The sequence below is a fragment of the Xanthomonas arboricola pv. juglandis genome (assembly GCF_001013475.1).
Classification (GTDB): domain Bacteria; phylum Pseudomonadota; class Gammaproteobacteria; order Xanthomonadales; family Xanthomonadaceae; genus Xanthomonas; species Xanthomonas arboricola.
This window is the reverse complement of record NZ_JZEF01000002.1, coordinates 566041-591575: the sequence shown is the minus strand read 5'-3', so window position 1 is coordinate 591575 and position 25535 is coordinate 566041. Positions and strand designations below refer to the sequence as shown.

Annotated in this window: 22 protein-coding genes and 1 pseudogene; 14 read left to right on the top strand and 9 right to left on the bottom strand. The window is 63.7% G+C overall.

All coding sequences use genetic code 11. The annotated features are described in order from the left end of the window. The first annotated feature begins 252 nt into the window (after positions 1-252). The gene (locus XARJCFBP2528_RS07945; RefSeq protein WP_026064577.1) at positions 253-798 is read left to right on the top strand and encodes a gamma carbonic anhydrase family protein; all 546 of its coding nucleotides are present in this window, start codon (positions 253-255) and stop codon (positions 796-798) included. Positions 799-1055: 257 nt separating this feature from the next. Here the strand turns inward: XARJCFBP2528_RS07945 and XARJCFBP2528_RS07940 are convergent, their stop codons facing one another. Together XARJCFBP2528_RS07940 and XARJCFBP2528_RS07935 are read right to left on the bottom strand one after the other, a co-directional pair. Next, complete coding sequence (locus XARJCFBP2528_RS07940; protein ID WP_374057752.1) at positions 1056-1316, bottom strand: YkgJ family cysteine cluster protein; 261 nt, start codon at positions 1314-1316, stop codon at positions 1056-1058. A gap of 54 nt (positions 1317-1370) precedes the next feature. After that, positions 1371-2741: a glycoside hydrolase family 5 protein gene (locus XARJCFBP2528_RS07935; RefSeq protein ID WP_026064578.1), complete on the bottom strand. Its 1371-nt coding sequence runs from the start codon at positions 2739-2741 to the stop codon at positions 1371-1373. A gap of 405 nt (positions 2742-3146) precedes the next feature. On the opposite strand from XARJCFBP2528_RS07935, the gene ilvD reads away from it, so the two are divergent. Continuing rightward, entirely contained in the window at positions 3147-4985 is a 1839-nt protein-coding gene (gene ilvD / locus XARJCFBP2528_RS07930) for a dihydroxy-acid dehydratase (RefSeq protein ID WP_016903493.1), read from the top strand. 231 nt (positions 4986-5216) lie between these two features. On the opposite strand, the pseudogene XARJCFBP2528_RS23310 reads toward ilvD, so the two are convergent. Continuing rightward, a pseudogene (locus tag XARJCFBP2528_RS23310) lies at positions 5217-5585 on the bottom strand (phage integrase N-terminal SAM-like domain-containing protein); the annotation flags it as partial. A gap of 228 nt (positions 5586-5813) precedes the next feature. Between XARJCFBP2528_RS23310 and XARJCFBP2528_RS07920 the strand changes: the two are divergent. The 6 genes from XARJCFBP2528_RS07920 to XARJCFBP2528_RS07890 all read left to right on the top strand — a co-directional run bounded on the left by XARJCFBP2528_RS07920 (position 5814) and on the right by XARJCFBP2528_RS07890 (position 11394). Further along, positions 5814-6278: a hypothetical protein gene (locus tag XARJCFBP2528_RS07920; protein WP_144424298.1), complete on the top strand. Its 465-nt coding sequence runs from the start codon at positions 5814-5816 to the stop codon at positions 6276-6278. A 693-nt stretch (positions 6279-6971) separates the two neighbouring features. Continuing rightward, a complete protein-coding gene (locus tag XARJCFBP2528_RS07915) occupies positions 6972-7613 on the top strand; it encodes an AbiV family abortive infection protein (protein WP_248802050.1) in 642 nt (213 codons plus the stop codon). Between the two features lie 191 nt (positions 7614-7804). Further along, positions 7805-8907 (top strand): IS3-like element IS1403 family transposase gene (locus XARJCFBP2528_RS07905; protein ID WP_155410708.1). Its coding sequence is split into 2 segments (ribosomal slippage): positions 7805-8063 and positions 8063-8907, totalling 1104 coding nucleotides; the frame shifts between segments, so codons are not numbered across the junction. A gap of 680 nt (positions 8908-9587) precedes the next feature. Further along, positions 9588-10391, top strand: coding sequence for a hypothetical protein (locus tag XARJCFBP2528_RS07900; RefSeq protein WP_016904504.1), 804 nt, complete (start codon positions 9588-9590; stop codon positions 10389-10391). A 166-nt stretch (positions 10392-10557) separates the two neighbouring features. Beyond that, positions 10558-10854 carry a glycine zipper domain-containing protein gene (locus tag XARJCFBP2528_RS24110; RefSeq protein WP_232621145.1) on the top strand — a complete coding sequence of 99 codons (297 nt, stop codon included), beginning with the start codon at positions 10558-10560 and terminating at the stop codon, positions 10852-10854. Positions 10855-11055: 201 nt separating this feature from the next. Further along, positions 11056-11394 (top strand): YfeK family protein, encoded by a 339-nt coding sequence (locus tag XARJCFBP2528_RS07890; RefSeq protein ID WP_231103910.1) that lies wholly within the window; start codon positions 11056-11058, stop codon positions 11392-11394. A gap of 201 nt (positions 11395-11595) precedes the next feature. Here the strand turns inward: XARJCFBP2528_RS07890 and XARJCFBP2528_RS21630 are convergent, their stop codons facing one another. Both XARJCFBP2528_RS21630 and XARJCFBP2528_RS07880 read right to left on the bottom strand, forming a co-directional pair. Continuing rightward, the gene (locus XARJCFBP2528_RS21630; protein ID WP_052767993.1) at positions 11596-12240 is read right to left on the bottom strand and encodes a methyl-accepting chemotaxis protein; all 645 of its coding nucleotides are present in this window, start codon (positions 12238-12240) and stop codon (positions 11596-11598) included. Between the two features lie 500 nt (positions 12241-12740). Further along, a complete protein-coding gene (locus tag XARJCFBP2528_RS07880; RefSeq protein WP_016904509.1) occupies positions 12741-13175 on the bottom strand; it encodes a winged helix-turn-helix transcriptional regulator in 435 nt (144 codons plus the stop codon). A gap of 134 nt (positions 13176-13309) precedes the next feature. On the opposite strand from XARJCFBP2528_RS07880, the gene XARJCFBP2528_RS07875 reads away from it, so the two are divergent. Together XARJCFBP2528_RS07875 and XARJCFBP2528_RS07870 are read left to right on the top strand one after the other, a co-directional pair. Beyond that, positions 13310-14197 carry an SDR family oxidoreductase gene (locus XARJCFBP2528_RS07875; RefSeq protein WP_016904510.1) on the top strand — a complete coding sequence of 296 codons (888 nt, stop codon included), beginning with the start codon at positions 13310-13312 and terminating at the stop codon, positions 14195-14197. Between the two features lie 545 nt (positions 14198-14742). Further along, positions 14743-16188, top strand: coding sequence for an OprO/OprP family phosphate-selective porin (locus tag XARJCFBP2528_RS07870; protein WP_016904511.1), 1446 nt, complete (start codon positions 14743-14745; stop codon positions 16186-16188). A gap of 52 nt (positions 16189-16240) precedes the next feature. Here the strand turns inward: XARJCFBP2528_RS07870 and XARJCFBP2528_RS07865 are convergent, their stop codons facing one another. The 4 genes from XARJCFBP2528_RS07865 to msuE form a co-directional block, all read right to left on the bottom strand. After that, a complete protein-coding gene (locus tag XARJCFBP2528_RS07865) occupies positions 16241-17572 on the bottom strand; it encodes an IS4 family transposase (protein WP_016905121.1) in 1332 nt (443 codons plus the stop codon). Between the two features lie 189 nt (positions 17573-17761). Continuing rightward, positions 17762-18793 (bottom strand): methionine synthase, encoded by a 1032-nt coding sequence (locus XARJCFBP2528_RS07860; RefSeq protein ID WP_016904545.1) that lies wholly within the window; start codon positions 18791-18793, stop codon positions 17762-17764. 28 nt (positions 18794-18821) lie between these two features. Continuing rightward, a complete protein-coding gene (locus tag XARJCFBP2528_RS07855) occupies positions 18822-19805 on the bottom strand; it encodes a DUF1852 domain-containing protein (protein ID WP_016904546.1) in 984 nt (327 codons plus the stop codon). A 166-nt stretch (positions 19806-19971) separates the two neighbouring features. Further along, positions 19972-20565, bottom strand: a complete 594-nt coding sequence (gene msuE, locus XARJCFBP2528_RS07850; RefSeq protein ID WP_016904547.1) for an FMN reductase — start codon at positions 20563-20565, stop codon at positions 19972-19974. A gap of 97 nt (positions 20566-20662) precedes the next feature. Between msuE and XARJCFBP2528_RS07845 the strand changes: the two genes are divergently transcribed. From XARJCFBP2528_RS07845 to XARJCFBP2528_RS07830, 4 genes are all read left to right on the top strand, one after another. After that, complete coding sequence (locus tag XARJCFBP2528_RS07845; RefSeq protein WP_039513234.1) at positions 20663-21577, top strand: LysR family transcriptional regulator; 915 nt, start codon at positions 20663-20665, stop codon at positions 21575-21577. Beyond that, positions 21577-22242 (top strand): epoxyqueuosine reductase QueH, encoded by a 666-nt coding sequence (locus XARJCFBP2528_RS07840; protein ID WP_016904549.1) that lies wholly within the window; start codon positions 21577-21579, stop codon positions 22240-22242. Before XARJCFBP2528_RS07845 ends, XARJCFBP2528_RS07840 begins: the two co-directional genes overlap by 1 nt. Before the next feature lie 114 nt (positions 22243-22356). Next, entirely contained in the window at positions 22357-23223 is an 867-nt protein-coding gene (locus tag XARJCFBP2528_RS07835) for a methylenetetrahydrofolate reductase (protein ID WP_016904550.1), read from the top strand. Between the two features lie 284 nt (positions 23224-23507). Beyond that, a complete protein-coding gene (locus XARJCFBP2528_RS07830; protein WP_016904551.1) occupies positions 23508-25466 on the top strand; it encodes a choice-of-anchor X domain-containing protein in 1959 nt (652 codons plus the stop codon). Positions 25467-25535 lie beyond the last annotated feature (69 nt).

Here is a 25535-nt window from a genome sequence, read left to right as displayed (position 1 = left end):
ACGGCGCAGGATGCGCACGACTGCAAACTTCGCTGAGCAGTGCCGCAGCTGGATCCATTCGGGGCTGCAGCGAAAGTGCAGGCGCATCCCATGCGTTCGCCGGCGGCTGTTTCAACATGCCGGGCCGCTGCGTCATGTCCGGCTATAGCCGGACAGTTTCGCTGCGCGCCAGCGCTTCCCGCATGCCGACGTCGCCCCGCTATCATGCCGGCAGTGCCCGCACCGGGCGGCGCCGACATGCCGGAGATCATCGTGACCCCGATTCGCTCGTTCCTGGACCACACCCCGCAACTGGGCGCACGCGTCTATGTCGATCCTGCCTGCACCATCATCGGCAAGGTGAGCCTGGGCGATGACGTATCGGTGTGGCCGGGCACGGTGATTCGCGGCGACGTCAATCATGTGCAGATCGGCGCACGCACCAACGTGCAGGACGGCACCATCATCCACGTCAGTCACCATAGCCCGTTCAACAAGGCCGGCTATCCGACGCTGATCGGTGCCGACGTCACGGTCGGCCACGGCACCATCCTGCATGCCTGCACCATCGAAGACCTGTGCCTGATCGGCATGGGCGCCTGCGTGCTCGACGGCGCCACCGTCAAGCGCTACGGTTTTGTCGGTGCCGGCGCGGTGGTCGGCCCAGGCAAGATCGTCGGCGAAGGCGAACTGTGGCTGGGCAATCCCGCGCGCCTGGCCCGCACCCTCAGCGACAAGGAAATCGAGAGCCTGCATTACTCCGCGCAGCATTATGTGCGGCTCAAGGATCAGTATCTGGGCGGCGCCAGCGCCGGTTGAATCCTGGTCCCCGCCCTGCGGCTGCAGGCCCGCATCCCCCGCGACGCGGGCGCTGCACCGCCTTCGAGCTGGATGTGCCTGCTGCAGACGCCCGTTGCCTGACGCAGCCGACGAGCCGACGCGCAGAGAGGTGACGGCAGCGACACGCAGCAGGCCGCACCGCCCTGGCTGTCCGGGATGCAGCGCAGCCGCAGCCAGCCGCGGTTTGCATGGCGGCGGGGCTGCATGGCGGCAAGGACGCCGGGACCTGGCGCGGCTCACGGCCGCGTGGCGTGCTCCAGTGCCGTCAACGTGGCCAGCGCCTGGGCGCGCGAAGCGCCGCACATGTCCTCGGACGGACGCAGGCTGGCGCACACTGCCGGCCGCGTCGGCAAGCCGAACAGGCGACACCGGCCCTGGCCATCGAGCTGCACGCAGGGCACGCCCGCCGGCTTGCCCTGCGGCATGCCGGGGATCGCCGAACTGATCGACGGGGCAATACAACAGGCCGCGCAGCCGGCGCGGCACGGGACGTCCATGCGCATGCCATCAGTGTAAACCGCCGCGTCCTCCGGGCCGCGGTGGCGCCGGAGTTAGCGCGGTGGCGGCACGTAGCCGGACAGGCGCACGTCGAAGAAGGCCTGCACCGCAGCGAGATTGCTCTTGGCCTGGATGTCCGCGCCCACGTCGTAGCTCATGCCCAGCACGTCGTCATCCGGCCAGCCGGGGCCGAAGCACCACTGCGTGCTGGGGATATTGTTGGCCTGCAGATGGGCCAGCATGCGCGTGGTGGCGACCTCCGCGCTGCGGTTGCCGGCCGGGTAGCCGTGCTCGCCGAGATAACCGCGCTTGCCGGCATCCCGCAGGGCGTCGATGAAGGGCGTCACCATCGTGATGCCGGTATCGGGCTGGATCGCTTCGTTGCGCCCGCCCGGTCCGACCCAGTTGCCGCCGCCAGCCCCGTTGTTGTCCAGATAGTTGTGCGCTTCGTAGACGATGCGGTTATAGGGATCGGGGATGTCGAACAGGCCCATCGAATCCTCCTGCCAGAGCCGGGCACTGGCATAGCCGTTGCCGCACACGAACACGAAGTGGTCGCGGTCGCGATCGATGATGGTCTTGCAGCACGCGGTGGCGGTGTTCTGCCAGTGCGCCGCCATCGACAGCACGCTGCCGTCGGCGGCGCGTTCGTCGCCCTGATAGGGCTCGTTCATCACGCCCCAGCCGAACACCGCCGGGTGCTGTCGGAACCGGCTGACGATGCGTGCCCACAGGTCGGGCAGGCCGGACGCGTTGTAGAGCGTGCACCCCGGCGTGCCGATCACGCGGTATTCGTACAACTTGAGCAGCCCGTCGCGGCGATCGAAATAGCCCTGGTAGCCGAAGTTGCGCAGCGGATAGGTGTCGGCCCAGACCGCGGCGGCCGCCGGGTCGTCGATGCGGTTGCCGCGCGCATCCACAAGCGTTCCGCTGGCGTCGCGCCGATAGCCCGACTTGACGGCCACCCGCTGCGGCAGGCGCATGTAGTCATGCAGCTCAACGATGGCGCGCTTGCCGCGGGCGGCGATGTGGTCCAGCGCATCCTGGACCTGGCTGCAGTAGGTCTCGTTCAAGGCCAGCCCCTGCCCCCGCGTGAAGCGCGCGGCGGTGGTCGGCAGCCGGAACAGCGGGCAGGCCCCGGCGGCGGCCACGTGCTGTGCGGCAATGGCGCGATAGTGGGTGCCGATCTCGGCATTCTCCACATAGCTGTTGGAGGCCAGGCCCGACAGGTTCAGGCCCGCGAACGGCAGGGTGGCGCTCTGCGCAGCCGCGCGGCCGCCCCACCCGAGGCCGGCCAGTGCCACCGCGCCGGCTGCGCCCTGCAGCACGCGACGGCGGGTGATGCCGGCTGTTGCTGCCGGCGTCTGGTCGATGAGATGTGGGGCTGCCGCTGCCGTGCGGCGTGGGTGTGGATGGTCGGACATGGGCGCCTCCTGCGGTGCCGTTGGTGGAGATCCTTGGCGCTGGTGCTCCCCTCTGCCGCACCGGTCTGACGGCGATGGTGCCGGTGTGGCAGCGGCGCAATCTGCGCTCCGGTTTGCACTCCGGGCACTGCATGCAACACCGCATACGTTTACATCGCATTACAGGCCAAGCCGACCAGCGGGCGCCGCGTGCGGGAGGCGCGTGTTCGCGCGCCGTGCCGGCGAACGCTCCGGCGCCGCCTGTGCGATGCGCGCGGCCCGCGCCCTCCCCCACCGCCACGGCGTGCCCTGGCCCGCGTGCTACCGTGCCAGATCACCGGAGCGCGCCGCGACCGTTGCAGCAGCAACAGTCACGACGCGGTCTAATTGCCAGCCACCGCTCGCCAATCAGCCGTCGAATTCGCCATGCCCGAGTACCGCTCCAAGACCTCCACCCACGGCCGCAACATGGCCGGTGCCCGCGCACTGTGGCGCGCCACCGGCATGAAGGATGGGGACTTCCACAAGCCCATCATCGCCATCGCCAACTCGTTCACGCAGTTCGTGCCCGGGCACGTGCATCTGAAGGATCTCGGCCAGCTGGTCGCGCGCGAGATCGAACGCGTCGGCGGCGTGGCCAAGGAGTTCGACACCATCGCCGTGGACGACGGCATCGCCATGGGTCACGACGGCATGCTGTATTCGCTGCCCAGCCGCGAGATCATCGCCGACTCGGTCGAATACATGGTCAACGCGCATTGCGCCGACGCGCTGGTGTGCATTTCCAATTGCGACAAGATTACCCCCGGCATGTTGATGGCCGCGCTGCGGCTCAACATCCCCACCGTGTTCGTCTCCGGCGGCCCGATGGAAGCCGGCAAGACCAAGCTGGCCGAACACAAGCTCGATCTGATCGACGCGATGGTGATCGCCGCCGACGACAGCGCCTCCGACGAAAAGGTGGCCGAGTTCGAACGCAGCGCCTGCCCCACCTGCGGCTCGTGCTCGGGCATGTTCACCGCCAACTCGATGAACTGCCTGACCGAAGCGCTGGGCCTGTCGCTGCCGGGCAACGGCACCGTGGTGGCCACGCATGCCGACCGCGAGCAATTGTTTTTGCGCGCCGGGCGCGTGGCGGTGGAGCTGTGCCACCGCTGGTATGGCGGCGAAGATGCCACCGCCTTGCCGCGCGGCATCGCCACCTTCGAAGCCTTCGAAAACGCGATGACGCTGGATATCGCCATGGGCGGCTCGACCAACACCATCCTGCATCTGCTCGCCGCCGCGCAGGAAGGCGACGTGCCATTCGGCATGCGCGATATCGACCGCCTGTCCAAGCGCGTGCCGCAGCTGTGCAAGGTCGCCCCAAACACGCCCAAGTACCACATCGAAGACGTGCACCGCGCCGGCGGCATCATGGCCATCCTCGGCGAGCTGGCGCGTGGCGGCCTGCTGCATACCAACGCGGCCACGGTGCACGCACGCACGCTGGCCGATGCCATCGCGCAATGGGATGTCACCCAGACCGACGCAGAGACCGTGCACACGTTCTACAAGGCCGGCCCGGCCGGCATCCCCACGCAGATTGCCTTCAGCCAGGCAACACGCTGGGACACGTTGGACACCGATCGCAGCGAAGGCTGCATCCGCGATGTCGCGCATGCGTTCTCGCAGGAGGGCGGCCTGGCCGTGCTGTACGGCAATATCGCCCGCGACGGCTGCGTGGTGAAGACCGCAGGCGTGGACGAATCCATCCACGTGTTCGAAGGCAATGTGCGCGTCTTTGAGAGCCAGGATTCGGCAGTGAAGGGCATCCTGGCCGACGAAGTGAAAGCCGGCGATATCGTGGTGATCCGCTACGAAGGCCCCAAGGGCGGCCCCGGCATGCAGGAAATGCTCTACCCCACCAGCTATCTCAAATCCAAGGGCCTGGGCAAGCAATGCGCCCTGCTCACCGACGGCCGCTTCTCCGGCGGCACCTCGGGCCTGTCGATCGGCCACGCCTCGCCGGAAGCCGCCGCAGGCGGCGCGATCGGCCTGGTGCGCGACGGCGACAAGATCCTGATCGACATCCCCAACCGCTCGATCAATCTGCTGATCTCGGACGAGGAACTTGCTCTTCGTCGCGCAGAGCAAGATGCCAGGGGCTGGAAGCCGGTGGAGGTGCGCCCGCGCAAGGTCACCACCGCGTTGAAGGCGTATGCGTTGCTGGCGACCAGTGCGGACAAGGGTGCGGTGCGGGACAAGGCGATGCTGGACGGCTGAGGCGTTGCCATGAAGACCGCGGATTCTTAGCGGTCTTCATCGACTCCCGGCATAGGACTGTGGAAGGCACTTCAGCCCCAACTCCTGACCGCAACCGCCACAGCGGGTTGGCTTTTCCTGGCGGCAACATCATCCACCGCCGATGCCCAGCCCATCCAGCGAGCTGCGCACCGCCGAAGCCCCGCGCCCGAGCACATGCGTGTAGATCTACGTGGTTGCCACGCCGTTGTGACCCAACAGCTCCTGCACGGTGCGCGCGACCTCCTCGGCCGAGAGCACCACCGGAATGGGCCGCGCCCGCTTGGCGCGCCGCAATTTCTCCATCCAGGGCAACTCAACGCACAAACCTCGCGATACAGGAACAGCAGCGCCGTCAGTGCCTGATTCTGCGTTCCGGCCGACGCCTGGCCCCGCGTCGTCAGTTCAGTGAGGAACGCCTCGACCTCTGCCCGCCCCATCTGTACTGGATGCCGTTTGCCGTTGGCCGTTGGCCAGAATGAAGCGTCGGATCCAGCCCACAGATGCCTGCTCGCAGCTGTACTGACGAAGCCGCAGCCCAGCACGGACCTGATCCAACAGCTTCGGAGTCAGAGGCGTCATTACGCCTGCATCGCCACGGGTGTAACTCATACGCCTACTCAAACGTCGGCTAACGCAACCAGCATCGACGCAAAGACTGCCTGTTGCCGTCCGGCAAGTCATTGTTACGGAATAAGAATTCCCCCTTTCCAGACCCCCCGCCTTAGTCGATACTTGGCGCAACACCGCGCTTAGGCGGTCCAATAGTAGTTAGACCCTATGGCAAGAACCTCATGGCGCACACTAAAGGTGGGCGATCTCATATCCATTCCAGTGGATGAAAGCCGTATTGCCATTGGTCACGTAATTGACGAAGGACAGGAGCTTTATCTCTGCGTGTATCAGCCGCTGTTCGGCGCCCACGAGGGAGCTCCTGACCTATTTGGAGTCGAGATCGCTCTCATTGCAAGGACGGGGGACGAACTCCTGTGGCACGGCCGATGGAAAGTAATTGGTCGCCAAGAACTACCAACCAATATCCCGCGACCGTACCATGTAGTTGGCACTCCAGACGGGTTGAGGTTGCGGACTTTCGACGGCAAAGATGTTAGAGCAGCCAATGAACAGGATCTGATCGCCTACGGCTACCATTTCTCCGTCTCTAACATCAAATTTTCCAAGGTAATGCGCCACATTCATGGCATAGAGCCATACCCTGACGACTACTCCAAGGTGACCTACGGAGTTTCGATTAAGAGATCCTCGCTCACATGACTGCTGGCAAAGGGTCTAACAATTCATTCAAGCCGAACCCGCGTCAGGTTCGCTAACTTCGGGTCGTTCTGGGTACTATCGGCTTCGGTGCCATCCAGTACGGGTCGGCTTAATTCAGGCGTTAGGCTGCACAACACATGCGCACATCTCGTCTTTACCGTTCCGTCAACACTCGGACTCATGGCGTGAAACACGGCATAGGTGGAGAGTTTCGGCACAGTCGGAACTCGCAGAAGTCGACTAGCAGCGAAGTGGCGCGCGAATCGATGAACGGTCGGCTAAAGCACGGACGTGACTACACGCCACTCTTTCGCTTTCTACTGTCAAAGGTTGGTGAGCCTTGGGGTCAAATATACGCAGAAGCCAAGTCACGGCTAGACACAACTGATCCGATATTTTGGCTTGTCGCACGATATGAAGAACAGCGGGAGGAGTTCGTACGCGTTGGCGAGAGTAGCTATTTCAGCGGACTATACATTGATGAAGACGGCGTTCTACAACTGGTAAACTCAAACCTGAGATCCAAAGACATGACACCATTCTGCGTGTGTTGCACGCACACACTGAACGGCCTTCGGTTCGATACACCAGATTAGAGAAGCACTTGGGCGCAGCCGTTCCAGGAGCAGCCTAACAATTCATTCAAGCCGACGCCGCTTCGCGACGCGGCAAGAACTCAGCAAGCAGACACTCTTGAAGCTTTCGGTGGTGTCGATTGATAACGCCACGGCGCTAGTTGAAGAGGCAGAAACGTTGCTAAGTGCCGAGCATTTCGCACGCGCCTACTTCCTTGCTGTTGCGGCCATCGAGGAAGTCGGCAAGTCCGCATTAGCGTTCGGAGCTGCAGGTCGAAACCTGGCGGATCGGCAAGTGCTCAAGAAGACTTGGAACAACCTTCTAGATCACAAGTCAAAGATCATCGCCGCCTTTGGGCCATCGCTGACCCTGACGCAGCGAGAAAATATGAAGGAGGCGCTTGATACGTCCCTTGAACTTATGGGCAGCCTGCGCCGCGGCCGAGAGCCCTCGATGTATACGGACGTTCTCGCGGATGGCTCGATCCAAAATCCAAAAGACTTGGTGCGCCCTGTCGCCGCACGTGACGCGGTACGCCTCGCCCAACATTGTCTGGCGCGAGCTAAACAGTATCAGGCTAACAATGAGCCAGCGTCCATTACGGCGGCCAGCGACTTCTTCTATACCCTATCCAGCAGCAAGATTCAGGAAATCATGGGTCAAGAAGATTTTTCGCCGTTCTATCTTGAGCGCATCAACGACGGCAACATCAGCCTAGAGGAAGCAATCTATGCCTTCGTCTCCCGGCCTGTCGCCTAACAATTCGTCCAAGCCGACGCTGCTTCGCGGCGCGGCTTAATTCAGGTGTTAGGCCGTGGTGGAGCAAATGCGTTGGTGGTTGCCGCTTCGGTGAGTTCGCGGGCGTGCATGCGGTTGGCTCCGCGACGTCCACCCAATTTTGAGTAGCACCTCAGTTTGGAGTCCAATTCCCTACCCCAAGGAGATTGGACGTGAAGAAGCGTTTTACCGAAGAGCAGATCATCGGCTTCCTGCGCGAAGCCGAAGGCGGCGTGGCGATCAAGGATCTGTGCCGGCGCCATGGCTTCAGCGAGGCCTCGTACTATCTGTGGCGTAGCAAGTTCGGCGGCATGAGCGTGCCCGATGCCAAGCGGCTCAAGGACCTTGAGGCCGAGAACGCGCGGCTGAAGAAGTTGCTGGCCGAGCAGTTGTTCGAGAACGACCTGATCAAGGATGCGTTGCGAAAAAAGTGGTGAGCGCACCGGCGCGTCGTATGCTGGTGCGCGAGTGGATCGGGCGTGGTGCCAGCGAGCGTCGTGCGCTGGCAGTGATCGGCATGAGCGCCAGCGCGCTGCGCTATTGCCCACGCCAAGACCGCAACGGCGAACTGCGCGAGCGCATTCTTGCGCTGGCGCATCGCCATCGTCGCTATGGCGTGGGGATGATCTATCTCAAACTGCGACAGGAAGGGCGCATCGTGAACTACAAACGCGTGGAGCGGTTGTACCGCGAACAGCAGCTACAGGTCCGACGGCGCAAGCGCAAAAAAGTGCCAATAGGCGAGCGTCAGCCGCTGCTGCGGCCAGCGCAGGCCAACCAGGTGTGGTCGATGGACTTCGTGTTCGACCGCTCCGCCGAAGGCCGAGTGATCAAGTGTCTGGTGATCGTGGACGACGCAACGCACGAAGCGGTCGCCATCGAGGTGGAGCGCGCGATCTCTGGGCACGGGGTTGCGCGCGTCCTGGATCGGTTGGCACACAGTCGCGGCCTGCCGCAGGTGATCCGCACCGACAACGGCAAGGAGTTTTGCGGTAAGGCAATGGTCGCCTGGGCGCATGCCCGTGGCGTGCAGTTGCGGCTGATCCAACCAGGCAAACCGAACCAGAACGCCTACGTCGAATCCTTCAACGGCCGGCTACGCGATGAATGCCTCAACGAGCACTGGTTCCCGACGTTGCTGCACGCGCGCACTGAGATCGAACGCTGGCGACGCGAATACAACGAGGACCGACCCAAAAAAGCAATCGGCGGCATGACCCCGGCTGCTTATGCCCAACATCTGGCCAACACCGATATCATTACCCCCGGACTCTAAACCAAGCCGCTACTCAGGGCGGGGGGATGTCGATCCCGCCGGGTTTCTATCGACGCTCAGCCAGTAGATACGTCGCAATCGATCTTGAGTCTTTCTCTCCAAAGCTTGTGGCAAAGACCTGGTTCAATCAAGAGGACGTGGCTTACTACCTCACCAACTTATCTCCAGGAAAGCGCTTTCGCATCCTAGATTTTAAGGATTGTCGCGAGTTGCTCTACGCTGGTGGCCGATTTTCCCGTGGCGATGAGTTCTAATAATTCATTCAACCAAAGCCGCTTCGCGAACCTACTTAGTCCAGACGTTAGGCCGCTCTGCCCATGCGCGCACATTCGAAATCAACAACGACGTCAGTTGGCTATCGCGCGCTTCGGCTATTCGCTGCGCTACTCGTGTTCTTCGGTATTTCCGTCACGCTCACCTGGTGGCATCACACCAGGACTCTCTCGCGCTGTGCCACTTCGGCCTCCATCGCGAGAGACCCGGTCGCATGTCATGCTGGCTTTTGGCTATTCGGCATATCCTGGGCCGGGCTTGCCACCTTTTTGTTTACGCTCTTTGGCGTCTGCTTGTTCCTTTCATGGGGATGGTCCCTGACTCGCCGCGAGCGGAGCTAAAGCCTTAAAATTTGTCCAATCGCCCAGCGATCCGATCTACTACTCAAGCACACCGCCAAGGAAAGCATGTTCTCCATCTTCAAGAAGAAAGCCGCTCCGTTATTGATCGTTCGCGCCGATGGGCGAGAGTTGTGCCGCGTTACCGAGAGCGATGTCCCGTGTGAGCTCAAGCCTTCCGCATGGTTGAAGGCCAATAGCGTCCTGGAGTTTGCCGACTCGGCGGGAGAGGTGCATCGGCATGAACTTGGTGCTGCGACGGGGTGGTTCCACTTTTCCGTTCGCGTGCATCCCAACCTCGGGTGCCAGGCAGACTGTGTCATTTCGCAGACCAAGCAGCTCGATCCAGATGCGTTTGCGAATGGCCAAGCATCCGGGATCAGGTTTCAGCCGTTCTTTCTGCCGGGCGCCAGCGTCAGCAGTTCCGCGCTTGCAGGCAAGGGGTTGTTTGCCAGGGGGCTGCACTTCAATGGAATTGTCACCAGTGGCAATGTGGTGCTTTCCTGTGAGTGCGACCACTGCAAGCGTTCGTTCCTGATCCGCTCCTATCACGCGGGTTTTAGCAACGCGGGATACTTCTACTCGGGGTCCGGCAAGTACACCATCACCGTCGATAGCCATCTGCCTGGCAGCCCTGCAGCGCTGTCCGAGCCGGATGCCGAAGCGCTTGCTGCGCTGGAAGACGCATTACCGTTGGCGCCGGATGGGTCCAGCTACGCCTACCTCAATCCCTTCCGCTGCCCGCATTGTTCCGAGCCTTACATCGATTTTGAGGCGAACCCGGGGTTGAGGGCGAGCGAGTACTACGGGAATTACTCCGAGGGTTCGATGCTGTTGCGATACGCGCCGCCCGATGTTGAGCATTCTTCCTGATGACTCCATTGTTGCGTTGCCGCTGGTCTGTCCGAGCTCGCAAAGCAACGCTTTTATAACGAGCCCGAATGCGCTTGAACAGGCATGCATTGCCGTCTCATGGGCTGAAAATCAGCCTTGTTTGTTGGCGTGATGTCACGCTTCCGCTACGCAGCGCGGAGTTCCCGTGTTGCAACGCGAGCCCAAGACATTAGAATCAGTACGCGTGGTGCGCGTTAGTTCCCGCCTGCGCAATGTAATCGTCAGGTGGATCGGTTCAACTATCAACGAAGGAATGCTCATGTTGAAACCAGCAGATACCAAGCTCTATTCCAAATTGGTCGGCATCAGCATTGGCATCGGCGCAGCCGTGGGGGCTGCCCTCGGAGCAGCAATGGGCAACCTGCCGCAAGGCCTCGGCCTGGGGCTGTCGCTTGGCTCCGTGTTCGGCATTGCCTGGGCGCGTCGGCGTGGTGCCATCTGACGCCGGCTTGAGGTGACGCGCGCATGTCGCTCGCCGACTGCGCTGTGCTGCCGGAGCCGACGTTGATACCGCCTGGTAACCGCTGTGAAATGCAGCCATGGCAGCGGATCCGCAGCTGTGTGGTACCGCTCCTCGATGGCGGTCGTCAAGCCACTGCCATGCGCTACCATTGGGTCGATGAACGTTAGATCGTGTCTTGCAGTGTTCTTGCTCGGTGCCTGTGCATCGGTCTCAGCCCAAGGGGTCTCGCCCGCTACCACGCGCGAGGTCGATCAGCTTTTCAAGGTTCTTGCGCAATCCAACTGCGAGTTTTCGCGCAATGGGTCGTGGTACGCGGCGCCCAAAGCCAGTGAACACTTGCAGCGCAAGTACGACTACTTGCAGAAGAAGGGGCTGGTGAGGTCTACCGAATCCTTCATCGAGCTTGCTGCCACCAAGAGCAGCATGTCGGGCACGCCGTATCAGGTGCGTTGCGGCAACACTGCGCCGGTATCCAGCCAATCCTGGTTCACTGGCAAACTGCGGGAGCTGCGCAAGTAATCGGCAGGCATCGGCACCACAGCATCTGCCTTGCAGCGTTGCCTGATGCAGGCGCTGGCAACTGCCGCTGAACAGCTTTTGTGGACCGGCCGGCCGAAAGCGGTGGTTGCACTATCGGCCCTGGAAAACCCGGCCTCAGCTCCGGCGATCAGGCAAGATCACGCGTGGTGCTATCGCGCGCCAAAGATAGGCTGATGTAAATCAGGCAACGCGCAGCCTCTGCACTGCCTCAGCGCTGCCATCGCGCGCCTCCGCCACAAACGCACTCACTGCATCTTCCAGCTGCGCGGCATGGTCGCCCATGGCGCGTGCGGCGGCGCTGGCGTCCTGCATGCGGGTGACGCCGTCGCGCATGTCGGCGTCTACGCCGGCGAGGGTGTGATGCACCTGCGCGATGCTGCCGGCTTCCTGTTGCGAGGCGACGGCGATCCTGCTGAGCGTGCTGCTGACTTGGCCGATGGTGGCGACGATGTGCTGCATGCCTTCGCCGGCGTGGCGTACCTGCTGCACGCCGGCCTGCATATGCGTGACCGACTCGCCGATCAGCGTCTTGATCTGGCTGGCGGCGGCGGACGAGCGCAATGCCAGCGCGCGCACTTCACCGGCGACCACGGCGAAGCCGCGGCCTTCTTCGCCGGCGCGTGCGGCTTCGACGGCGGCATTCAGGGCCAGGATATTGGTCTGGAAGGCGATGCCGTCGATGACCGACGCCCACGCACTGGCGACGTCGTTGGCTTGCGCGTGGGGCGTGGTCCAGGCCACGGCGATCCAGCCGCACCACAGCGCGAGCAGGGCAGCGCCCAGGGTGCGTCGCGTTGAGGCGGACAGGGTGCCGAAGACGGGCATGGCGCAGCGGATTCGCGAGATAAGGTGAGCCCCTTATCGGGTGCCGGTGCGTACGCTTGAGCCGGCTTGCGATTGAAATTAGCGATGGCAGCAATAGCGCGCGGCAGGCCCTTTAAGCCGCAAGGGTTTGCGGGCGACACGCGTCATGCTTGCGCTGGCAGACGTTTATCCGGCGCGGGATTTTGTGAGTACGCGTTCACAGATCAACGGCGGGCCCGCCACGTGCGTGGCAGGCCGTGGTGGCTGTGATGTCGTCACTCTGGAGTCGGGTCCAGGTGCCAGGGCGTGCCCTCGACAGCAGCGATGCATGGCGGGCCCGCCACTGAACCGCCTACGCTTCCGGGCCCGAGTATCGATGCCTCAACAAAGCACACTTGGCGGACGCGGAATCCATCCACCGCTGCGTTTAGTGCGCGCGCCTAGGCGATCCACCAACGCGCCGAGGCGCCCACCCGGAAGTCAGCGCCGTCAGCTCGCTTGCCGATGCTGCAGGGCGGCGCTTACGCCATCGCTTCGTCGGCATCCAGCGCGACCGCTGGCTGCTGGGCATGATCGAAGCGTTCGCGTGCGGAGCGGATGGCCGCATGGTTCTCGCCTGCCCAGTTGAGCAGCTGCGAGATCGGCCCGAGCAGCGCGACGCCGAGCTTGGACAAGGCATATTCCACGCTGGGCGGCTTGGTCGCGTAGACCTTGCGGGTGATCATGCCGTTGCGCTCGAGGTTGCGCAGGGTCTGGGTCAGCATGCGCTTGGAGATGTCCGGCACGGCGCGCTGGACGGCGCTGAAGCGGGAGGGGCCGGGGATCAGCGTCAGCAGGATCAGCATGGTCCATTTGTCGCCGATCTGATCGAGCACGTCGCGCACCGGGCACTTGGTGGCGTCGAACGGCATGCCTTGCAGGGACGGCGGCGGCGGAAACAGAGCAATCGCGTTCACTGGGATATCTCACGGTAACCAGGGGGTGGAAAACTGCCTCCTTGCGGAGGTTCGAACGGCCCTGACAATAGGTGCGCGGACCAAGAGTCTAGATAGTAGACCACACCTCTTATCAATACCTGCTGGAGTTCACCATGGCACACACCTCTCCCCTGATCCTCGTCACCGGCGCCAGCGGGCAGCTGGGCGCATTGGTGGTCGACGCACTGCTGGCGCGTGTCCCGGCCGCTCGGATCGTAGCAACGGCCCGCGATACTGCGTCACTCACGCAGTTCGCAAAACGCGACATCACCGTGCGTCGCGCCGACTACGCGGACCCGCAGAGCCTGGATCAGGCCTTCGCGGGCGTGGACCGGGTGCTGCTGGTGTCGTCCAATGCGGTGGGCGAACGCGTGCCGCAGCACCGCAACGTGATCGAAGCCGCCAAGCGGGCCGGCGTGGAGTTGCTGGCCTATACGAGCGTGCTGCATGCCGATACCAGCACGCTGTCGCTGGCACCCGAGCATGTGGCCACCGAGGCGCTGCTGCGCGAGAGCGGCGTGCCGCACGTGCTGCTGCGCAATGGCTGGTACACCGAGAACTACACCGGCTCGCTCGCGGCCGAGGTGGCGCATGGCGCGGTGATCGGCAGCGCCGGCGAGGGCAGGATCAGTGCGGCCACGCGCGCCGACTATGCCGAGGCCGCCGCAGCGGTGCTGGCCGCCGACACGGCGCAGGCCGGCAAGGTCTACGAGCTGGCCGGCGATACCGCCTTCACGATGGCCGAGTATGCCGCCGAGGTGGCGCAGCAGTCGGGCAAGCCGGTGGTCTATCACGACCTGCCCGAAGCCGACTACGCGGCGGCCTTGGTGCAGATCGGCCTGCCGGCCGCATTCGCACAGGTGCTGGCACAGTGCTCGGCCTCCTCGCGCGGCGGCAGCCTGTTCGACGACAGCCACACGCTGAGCCAGCTGATCGGCCGCCCGACCACCCCGCTGCGCGATGCGGTGGCGGCGGCCTTGCACGCGACGCCGGCTGGCTGAGCCGAGCCCTGGCACGGTGCTGCTCGACAGCCCACAGCAGCATCGGCGCGGCGCTACGCCACGCGGTGCGTGATCCGGCAAAGGCGGGCGATGACCCGCCTTTGCCATGTTTCTGAGTCATCGTCCCTTGCCCACGCGTTGGCGACGACGACAGCACGCCATGGCCGTGCCAAGCACGCGCTTCGGCCTTTGCGTCGGCAGCTGCTCCTGGCGGCACCATCTGCCCAAGGCAGCGCAGGCCCGATGGCCGGCGGCAGCAACCAAAGCGTCACATCGGCGCCTGGTGCCCACGCGTGCACCGCTGGGCCCGCCTTCTGCACGTCGCACAACTGACACGCGCCAGACACGCAGCTGACACAGCGTTGCGCTGTGCGGGGCCGCCGATGTCGCCAAACTGACATCAAATCTAAATATAACTGCACGCATTGCCGCACCGTCAGGACGACCGGGCGCCTGGTGGGCGTGCCGGCGCCTTGTTCGCCGCCCGCCGGGCAGCGCCGGCCTGACGCTGCCGCCGACCCGTTTCCCTTGCACGAGCCGGACCAATGAAAAAACGCAATCTCGCCACCGTCCTGTGCGCCCTCAGCGCGACCGCCAGCGGCAGCACGCTGGCCGCCGAGCTGGAGCTGTACGTCGACCGCAAGACCAAGCAGATCTTCGCCGAGCCGGCCCCGGGCCGCGACAAGCTGGGCAAGTTCGTGCAGGTGGACGAGAACGGCAAGCTGCCGGCGTCGGCGATGCCGGCCGCACCGGCCTTGCCGCCCGCCCCTGCGGCACCGGCGCCTGCCGACACCGCCATCGCCCAGGCCGCACCTGCACCCGTACCGACTGCGGCACCGGCCAAGGCTGGCGAGGCCGGCAAGAAGTGGTACGACAAGCTGAGCCTGCGCGGCTACACGCAGATCCGCTACAACCAGGGCATCGGCGGCGACGCGCAGGATCTGCGCGCACCCGGCGACCGCTTTATCGGCAACGACCAGAGCCTGGGCATCCGGCGTGCGCGCCTGGTGCTGAGCGGCGATCTCAACGAGCACGTGTCGCTGTACTTCCAGCCGGATTTTGCGAGCACGCCGACCGGTTCGACCACCTCCAACTTCGCGCAGCTGCGCGATGCATATGCCGACATCTACTTCGACAAGAAGCGCGAGTACCGCGTGCGCGTGGGCCAGTCGAAGATGCCGTACGGCTGGGAGAACCTGCAATCCAGTCAGAACCGTCTCACCCTGGACCGCGCCGACGCGCTCAACTCCGGCCTGCGCGACGAACGCGATATCGGTGCGGTGTTCTACTACAGCCCCACCGTGGCCAAGGGCCGCTTCCAGGACCTGGTCAAGTCGGGCTTGAAGGGCTCGGGCGACTACGGCGTGATCGGTGCCGGCGTGTACAACGGCCAGGGCGCCAACCGCGCCGAGCGCAACGACAGCATGCATGCGGTGGTGCACGCCACCTACCCGTTCAAGTTCGCCAACGGCCAGTACCTGGAAGTGGGTGCCGACGCCTACAGCGGCCGCTTCGTGCCGACCGCGGCGGCAGTCAACATCGGTGGCCGCAGCTTCACCCCGGCCATCACCGACCCGAACGGCTACACCGACCAACGCGTGGCCGCGCACATCATCTACTACCCGCAGCCGTTCGGCCTGCAGGCCGAGTGGACGGTTGGCCGCGGCCCGGAGCTGGATGTCGCACAGCGGCGCATCCGCACCCGTTCGCTGAGCGGCGGTTACGTGCAGGCGATGTACAAGCACGATGGCAGCTACGGTACCTTGCTGCCGTACCTGAAGTGGCAGACCTACCGCGGCGGCTCCAAGTTCGACACCAATGCGCCGCGCATGCGCCTGGACGAAGTGGAAGCCGGCGTCGAGTGGCAGCCGATGGATGCGCTGGAACTGGTGTTCGCCTATTCGAAGATGAAGCGCACCGACGTCACCACCGCGCCGTATCCGGTGGTGGAAGGCGACTTGCTGCGGCTGCAGTTGCAGGTCAATTACTGATCCCTGCACCGTGATGGAAGACCAACAAGCCCCCGCATGCGGGTAATGCTGTTCACTTAGGCGGAGCAGCCTTCCGATCTACCGGATAGCGGGTCTTCGAGATCTTCACCGTCCTTGGCCGGGTAGGCCTTGGACGGTGATCGAGGAACAGGCTCGCGATGCCTGAGCGAAGCTGGGATAAGCGTCTTCCTGTGGCGGAAGCTGGATTGGCTGCGGCCATCACGATGAGTTGCACTGCGATGTACTGGCAAACCGGTTTGAATCGGATGTCCGAAGGCGTTTTGCCAAACGCCTCCGCTGCCTGACCGGCTTCACGTCGAATGATGTTGTAAGCCAGCAGCAACCCCCAGACCTCCTGGTACACCAAGTCGATCTTCTTGCTACGTAAGGTCGTCGCGTTGTGCTGCATCGAGCTTTTGATGTCGCGCAAACTCAGTTCGATTTCCCATCGCTCCTGGTAAAGCAGTGCGACAGACTTGGTGCTGTAAGTGGTGACAGGCAACGAGGTCAGCACCGACTTTCTCTTCCCCTGATGCAGATAGCTCACTTCACGTACGTCCCAGTGCGTGGGAAGCGCTGGATTGCGTTTTCTGGCCTGCGGCGAGACACGCATGCGCAGTAACCGATCATCAGTGCCATAACGCGTGATTTCCTCAGCCACCAGGCCTTTGCGTGCTGGTGTCAGCCAGTGGCGTGCAGTGCCAGTGTTGGCTAGCGAAAGCAACAGATCAGCGCTCCAGAATCCTTTGTCGAACAAGGTGACCGAATGGTCGGGAATGGAGTGTAGAAACGGCTCGCTCAAGCGAATTTCGCTGCGCCGGTACGGACTGAGCTGGGCATTGAGCAAGACATGCGAGCGTACGTTCATCAGTGCAACCAATCGCAGCATGGGAAATGGTGTCTGACGGTCCGTGCTGGTATTACCGGAACCAAAATGTTCGCGCAGTTCTTCAGTGTCTGGCGTCCGCAGCAGCGCGCCATCCACGGCAAAGACCTGCAATCCCTGCCATTCATCGCCTTTGTAGCGTTCGCATCCCCACTGCGCCCCAGTCGTTGCAAACAGGTGGTGGACCGGGTCGGCGCCCAGTCGCGCGCGCGCCTGACTGACACCGCTGCGAGCCAACAGATCTTCTGAGGCCAGCCCTTGTGCGCAGATGTTCAAACGACGTGCGACCTCGTGCACCGGTTCGTCACGGAACAACGCCATGCCCAGGACAAGCCACAACACCTGATCACTGGGAAGACGCCGACGCCGGATGCTGGCCTTGGAAGACAGTTCCAGCGCGCTGGCCACCCACTCCACCGGAATATTCTGCGTAAACGTGCTCAGGTCGGAGAAGTTGAACAGATCGCCAAGGTCGAACAGCTGCTGTTGAAGGGACACAAAAAATCCGATACCAGAGGTCTGATACCAGATTTTCGGTAACTCAATTGCTTAAGTGAACAGCATTACCCGCATGCGGGGGCTTGTTAGTGATTGCGTCGCTAGCCTTGGTGGCCGCTTGCGTCGGCAGGATGGCGCTAGCCGCGGCCCTGTTGCTTCGGCCGCCGACCCAGCACCGGCACCGGCGCGCTAGCGGGCTGCCAGTTCTGCGCGAATGATGTCTGCGCCTGCACTCAGGGCCTTGAGCTTGCCTCTTGCAACATCCCGGGCCAGAGGCGCCATCCCGCAGTTGGTGGACGGGTAGAGCTTGTCGGCATCGACAAAGCGCAGCGCTTTGCGCAGCGTAGCGGCCACTTCTTCCGGCGTTTCGATCGTATTGCTCGCCACGTCGATGGCCCCGACCATCACCTTCTTGCCGCGCACCAGTTCGATCAGGTCAATCGGCACATGCGAGTTGTGGCACTCCAGCGAGATGATGTCGAGCGTGGATGTCTGCAGCTTGGGAAACGACTCTTCGTACTGACGCCACTCCGACCCCAGGGTCTGCTTCCAGTCGGTATTGGCCTTGATGCCGTAGCCGTAGCAGATGTGGACGGCGGTCTCGCACTTGAGCCCTTCGACCGCACGCTCGAGGGTGGCAACACCCCAGTCGTTGACCTCGTCGAAGAAGACATTGAAGGCCGGCTCGTCGAACTGGATGATGTCCACGCCGGCCGCTTCAAGCTCCCTGGCTTCCTGGTTGAGGATGACGGCAAATTCCCACGCCAGCTTTTCGCGGCTTTTGTAGTGCGCGTCAAAGAGGGTGTCGATCATCGTCATCGGGCCAGGCAGCGCCCATTTGATCGGCTGGCGGGTCTGCTGGCGCAGGAACCTGGCATCGTCGACGAACACCGGCCTGAGGCGGCTCACCGCGCCAACGACGGTGGGGACGCTGGCGTCGTAGCGATTGCGGATCCTGACGGTTTCGCGCTTTTCGAAATCCACGCCGCTGAGGTGTTCGATGAAGGTGGTGACGAAATGCTGGCGGGTCTGCTCGCCGTCGCTGACGATGTCGATGCCGGCGTGCTGCTGTTCCTGCAGCGACAGGCGCAATGCATCCTGCTTGCCTTCGATCAGTTCCTCGTCCTGCAGCTTCCAGGGAGACCAGAGTTTCTCCGGCTGCGCGAGCCAGGACGGCTTGGGCAGGCTGCCGGCGGTGGAGGTAGGGAGCAGCTTTTTCATGATGAGTGGTGTCTTGCGTTCTTGTTGATCAGACAGCGTGGTGGGAAACCCACTGCGCGAGAATCTTGCCGTAGGGCCTGATGAAGTGCTCTTCGGTGAATTTGCCCTGCGTCACCGCGAGCTGGCTGCGCTCTTCCCGGTCGTAGACGATCTGGGTAGAGGAGTAATCCTGGTGCTTCAGGCTCGGCTGGTAGATGGCCCCCGCAGCGGAATTGGCGTTGTAGATCTCCGGGCGGTAAATCTTCTGGAACGTCTCCATGGTGCTGATGGTGCCGATCAGCTCGAGATTGGTGTAGTCGTTGAGCAGGTCGCCGAAGAAGTAAAAAGCCAACGGGGCGACACTGTTGGGAGGCATGAAATAGCGCACCTGCAGGCCCATCTTCTCGAAGTAGCGATCGGTCAGGGAAAACTCGTCCTGCCTGTATTCGATGCCGAGCACGGGGTGCCGGTTGCCGGTTCGGTGATAGACCCTGCTGCTGGAGACGCTGATGCAGATGACCGGCGGCTTGGCAAAACGCGCTGTGTAGGCGTCCGAGTCCACGAAGTGCTTGAACAGCTTTCCGTGCAGGCTGCCGAAATCGTTCGGGATGCTGAAGCCGGACGCGTCCTGATTGTGCGCCGGCAGCAGCACGCTGAAATCGTAGTCGCGCACGTAGGAGGAAAAATTGTTCCCTGCGATGCCATCGATGCGCGCGCCGCTCGTCTTGTCGAGGATGCTGGGCTTCAATATCTCGATCAGCGGGAATGCATCGCCGCTTTCGTTCTCGCCGATGTTCATCTCGACAGAGATGATGTCCAGCTCCACCGCGTAGCGATCGCGGGTGGGGTTATCCCAATGCGCCAGGTCGTTGCAGCGGTTGTTGATCATCGCAAGCGTGTTGCGCAGGTTTTCCTGCCGACGCTGCCCCCTGGCCAGGTTGGCAAAGTTCGTCGTGTTGCGCGTATTGGCCGCGGGACGGTAGTCCTCGTCAAACCGCTGACGTTTGATGCTGAAGGTGAATTCTTGAGTCATTGCAAGCTGACGCCTTGTTTCCGAAATTGATTACGAGCGCAGGTCTCGGCGCAGGGGTGGATCCCTGCTGGATGGATGCCGGGACTTTGGATCTGCGGACAGTTGCCAACCGAACCTGTAGCCGGCGCGCAGTGTTGACCCGCCGAGCAACCGTGACCGGGTGGCCTCAGGCCGCGGCCACGTTTTCTGCGGCGATGGCACCTGCCTGCCGCGTCAATGCGATCAGCGGCAGTGCCCGCTGCACCGCCAGCCTGGCCCGCTCGGCCAGGGCTTCGTTGTGCACGCGGTAGTCCAGGAAGTCGCGGTCGGTGGCGTAGACGCCCAGCGGCAAGGTGCGTGCCTGGAAGAAGCTGAAAAGTGGCCGCAACTGGTGGTCGATCACCAGCGCATGGCGCTCGCTGCCGCCGGTGGCCGCCAACAAGACCGGGGTGTCGATCAAGGCATCCTGATGGATGAAGTCGAAGAAGTGCTTGAACAACCCGGTGTAGGAGCCGCGATAGACCGGCGTGGTCACCACCACCACGTCTGCCTGCTCCACGGCGGCAAGCTCCTGCTCCACCGTTGCCGGCAGCTGCGAGCGCCAGACCGCGCCGGCGAACTGCGGCGCCAACGCTCCGAGTTCGACTAGATGTTGCTCGCACGGCACGGCAGCGGCGATCAGCGCCAGCAGGTGTTCGGCCAGGGCGACGGCCTTGGAGGGGCGCTGCAGCCCGCCGGAGACCGCGACGACGCGGAGGGGGTGTGGCACGTTGACAGTCATGCGGGTTGACCTGAAACGACGAACCCCGATGCTAGGGCTCGCATTCAATGAAGTAAAATGGTGTTATTTCAACAATCCATGAATTCGGATCATCTGAATGCTTGAGCGCATCCATCTCACCATCGTCCAGCAGGTCGAGCAGCAGGGCTCGCTGACCGCCGCTGCCGGCGTGCTGAACCTGACCCAGTCGGCGCTGAGCCACAGCATGAAGAAGCTGGAGCAACAGCTAGGCACCGACGTGTGGCTACGCGAGGGACGCAACCTGCGCCTGACCCAGGCTGGCCAGTACCTGCTGGCGGTGGCGAACCGGGTACTGCCGCAGCTGGACCTGGCCGAGGAGCGCCTGGGCCAGTTCGCGCAGGGCGAACGCGGCGCGCTGCGCATCGGCATGGAATGCCATCCCTGCTACCAGTGGCTGCTCAAGCTGGTGGCGCCCTATCTGGCCACCTGGCCGGATGTAGATGTGGACGTCAAGCAGAAGTTCCAGTTCGGCGGTATCGGCGCGCTGTTCGGCTACGAGATCGATCTGCTGGTCACGCCCGACCCGCTGTACAAGCCCGGGCTGCGGTTCGAGCCGGTGTTCGACTACGAGCAGGTGCTGGTCGTGGCCAAGGGCCATGCGCTGGCGTCGGCCGCCTACGTCAAGCCCCAGCAGCTCACACGCGAGGTGCTCATCAGCTATCCGGTGGACCTCGAGCGCCTGGACATCTACAGCCAGTTCCTGCTGCCGGCCGGTGTCACGCCCAGGCGCCACAAGGCCATCGAAACCACCGATATCATGATGCAGATGGTGGCCAGTGGCCGCGGCGTGGCCGCCATGCCACGCTGGCTGGTGGAGGAATACGCCGCCAGGATGGACGTGGTGCCGGTGCGGCTGGGTGCGCGCGGCATCCCCAAGCAGATCTTCCTGGGCGCACGTGAGGCCGATATCGCCGTCGACTACCTGCGCGCCTTCATCGAACTGGCCCGCCAACCTGCCAATGGCACCGCCACGACATCCGGAGCCCACTGATGGATACCACCGCAACCCGCGCGCCACTCCCACTGCCTGCCGGCCACGACAAGGTGTTGCTGCATTCCTGCTGCGCGCCGTGTTCCGGCGAGGTGATGGAGGCCATGCTGGCGTCCGGCGTCGACTACACCATCTTCTTCTACAACCCCAACATTCATCCGCGCAAGGAGTACGAGCTGCGCAAGGACGAGAACATCCGCTTTGCCGAGCAGTGCGGCGTGCCCTTCGTCGATGCCGACTACGATCGGGACAACTGGTTCGCGCGGGCCCGCGGGATGGAGAACGAACCCGAACGCGGCGTGCGTTGCACCATGTGCTTCGACATGCGCTTTGAACGCACCGCGCTGTATGCGCACGAGCACGGCTTTCCGGTGATCACCAGCTCCCTGGGCATCTCGCGCTGGAAGAACATGCAGCAGATCAACGACTGCGGCGTACGCGCAGCGGCCAGGTATCCCGGCCTGATGTACTGGGAATACAACTGGCGCAAGGGCGGCGGTTCCTCGCGCATGGTCGAGATCAGCAAGCGCGAGAACTTCTACCAGCAGGAATACTGCGGCTGCGTCTACTCGCTGCGCGACACCAATCGGCACCGCGTGGAAAGCGGGCGCGGTCGCATACAACTGGGCGTGAAATTCTACGGCGATGCGGAACAGGACGATTGAGTGCCGGCCGGGCCATGACGCCGCCGGGACTTCAACGTTCTCCCTGGCCCCTGCCCGCTCGATCGGGGCTGACGCAGCGGCGCAGCCACTCACCACCACAGGACGGCAACACCCTTGATCGATCCGGACACGCCCAGCCTCGCCAGCACCATCACCGAGGCCTATTCGCTGGAGGTCAGCGCAAAGCACATTGCCGGGCTGGCTGCAGCGGCGCCCCGGATCATGCGTGGCGCAACCATTGCCATCCCCTACCTGCCCAACCAGGACGACGATGCGCGGCTGGCCGCGGCACGGATGGTGCGCACACTGGGCTTTCAGCCGATGCCGCACCTGTCCGCGCGCCGTATCGCCTCGCGCGAGCAGCTGCATGCCTTTGTCAGCCGCGCCGTCGATGACGCCGGCGTCGAGCGCTGTTTGGTGATTGCGGGCGATCCGCCTGCTCCACTCGGACCGTTTCCGGACAGCTTGTCGCTGCTCGATACCGGGGTCTTTGAGCGCTCCGGCATCCGGACCATCGCCGTGGCGGGGCATCCGGAAGGGCATCCGAGCATGCCTGCAGCCGATCGATGGGAGGTGCTGCAACGCAAGTGTCGCAGCATCGCCGAGCGCGGCATGGCGCCGCTGATCGTCACCCAGTTCGCGTTCGATGCCGACATCGTGCTGAGGTGGTTGCAGGCGCTGCGCGCGCACGGCATTGCATATCCCGTGCGTGTGGGCGTACCCGGTCCTGCCGGCGTGGCGGTGCTCGCACGCTATGCCGCCAGCTGCGGTGTCAGCGCATGCGCATCGATGCTGTCAAAGTACGGCATCTCGCTCGGCAAGCTGTTGGGCACCGCAGGGCCGGATCGTTTTGTGGAACGGCTGGCCACTGGCCTGACTGATGCGCACGGCGAGGTCCGCATGCACTTCTATCCGTTTGGCGGCATCGCACAGACTGTCGCGTGGGTGGAGCAGTACCGCTCCCGCTCCGCGCGCGTTTAGGCGGACTGAGGCGCGCCGAATTCGGCGCTGCAGATCGACCGCAGACCTGTGCGTTGTAGCAAGCAATGCGTTGCAGGCCTCGCCATGTTCAAGACCCAGATCACAGTCTGTACTTTTTAGTTCTGGCGGTTTGTTTACTGTGCGTGAGGTGCTGCAGCGCACAGCAGACCTGTCACAAGCGCGCGGTATAACCATCGGCGAATCGCGGCGAGGGGGCGCTGCATCCGATGCCGTTGCCATGCGCGGCGGCATCGCTTCTGCAACGTTCAAGGAGAGATGTCGCCATGCCGAAGCCGTCGCTGTTGTCCTTGCTGTGCACCTTGTCGCTGGTCTCCACGCCGCTTGCCGCGGCCGAGCTGCAGCCCAAACAACTGGCTGGCCCACCGGAGGAGTTCGCGCAGATGCGCGCACCCGATCCGGCCGAGTCGGCGATCCTGTCCAAGAGCGCCTTGCTGCCGGTGGAGTTGACGCCGGCCGGCAAGTCCGCACGCTGGCAAGGCACATTGCCGATGGAAAACGGCCATCTGCGTTTCATGGTGCTGGCCGGCGATCAGCCGTGGGAGGCGGCGGTGACTGCACCACGTGTTGCCGGCGCACGTGCCGCTGCTGTTACACCGCAAATGCAGGCACAACGCACACTGCTGGGCAGCGCCGAGAGCGGCACCAGCGGCATGCGTTACGCGGTGGAATCCGCGCAGAACGGCAACTGGGCGCTGACGCTGCAATCGTCGACGCCGGTGGCGCAACGCGGGTATGTGCTGATGGAGGGCGATGCGCGTACGCAGCTGGCCTCGTACCCGCGCCATCGTCGGCAGCAGGTCGGCCAGTCGCTGACGCTCAACTCGTTGCTCAGCGGCAACGATGCAGCCGGCGCGAGCTTGCTGACCGCGCAGGCGGGGCAGATCGAGACAGCGAGCCTGCGTGTGATCGACCCGCAAGGCGGCATCCGCACGCTGCCGATGGCCGATGACGGACAGCATGACGATGGCGCTGCCGGCGATGGCGTGTATGGCGGCACGTTCCAACCGACAGCCGAAGGTACCTGGATCGCACAGGTGATCGTGCGCGGTCGCGACCAGGCCGGGCAGCCGTTCGTGCGCACCAGCGAGCATGTGTTGCCGGTGCTGGATACCTCCCTGCGTCTGCTCGGCAACGCGCTCAGCGCACGCGCTGCCGACGGCACCCGGCTCAACATTGCCTTGCCGGTCGCCGCGCGCGGCAAGGCACCATCGCATTACCGCGTGTTTGGCCAGGTCTGGGGCACCGATGCCAAGGGCAAGGACGTGCCGGTGGCGTGGATCGGCGGCATGCTGACGCCGCAGCAAGGCCAGCTGCCGCTGAGCCTGGACGAACGCTGGGTCGCGCGTGCCGGTGCGCGTGCGCCGTTTACGCTGCGCGGGCTGCGCATCGAAGACCCGGACCATTACATCCCGCTGGTACAGGCCGACACGCTGCCGTTGCAGCTGCCCACGTTGCGCCGCGCCAGCATTGCGCGCTCTGCCGCCGCGATCGACGAGAGCATGCGCATGGGGCCGCGTCCGACGACGCTGGCCCGCGCCAGTGCGATGGCGCAGCCGCAGGCCGCGGGGTCGCAACTGGTGCTGGTGCACGGCTATTGCTCCAACGGCGTGTGGCCGCAGGCGCAGTTCACCAATGCGTCCTCGTTCCTTGATGCCAAACAGAACCGCAGCAACGACCAGTTCGCACAGCGGTTGGCGCAGTTCGCCAGTCAGTGGTCCTCGTTCGCGACGGTGGCGCACAGCCAGGGCGGCATGGCCGCGCTGCATCTGTATACCTACTACTGGAGCGGGCTGGATAACGCTACAGGTGGGCGGGTGATGCAGTCGGTCGGCACGCCGTACCAGGGCACCAATCTGTCCGGCATTCTAGCGGCGGTGGGCTCGTGGTTCGGCGTGGGTTGCGGCACCAATACCGACATGACCTACGACGGCGCCAAAGCCTGGTTGGCCGGTATTCCGGCCGATGCGCGCGCCAAGGTCAACTACTACACGACCTCGTTCGCCAAGACCAACTGGTACACCAACGACTACTGCAACGCGGCCTCGGACCTGGTACTGAACGACCCGGAAGACGGCACCGTAGAGCAGGTCAACGCGCAGCTGCCGGGCGGTGTGAATCGCGGCCACACCTCCGGGCAATGCCACACCACCGGCATGCGCGACCCCGCGCAGTATCTGGATGCCAGCCGCAATGCAGTGATGAACGCCAACGCGGCGAAGTGATGCGGTTCTAGCAATGTGCAATGCGATGGCCGGCGTCTGCGTCGGCCATCGCAGCATGCGTAGGAACAC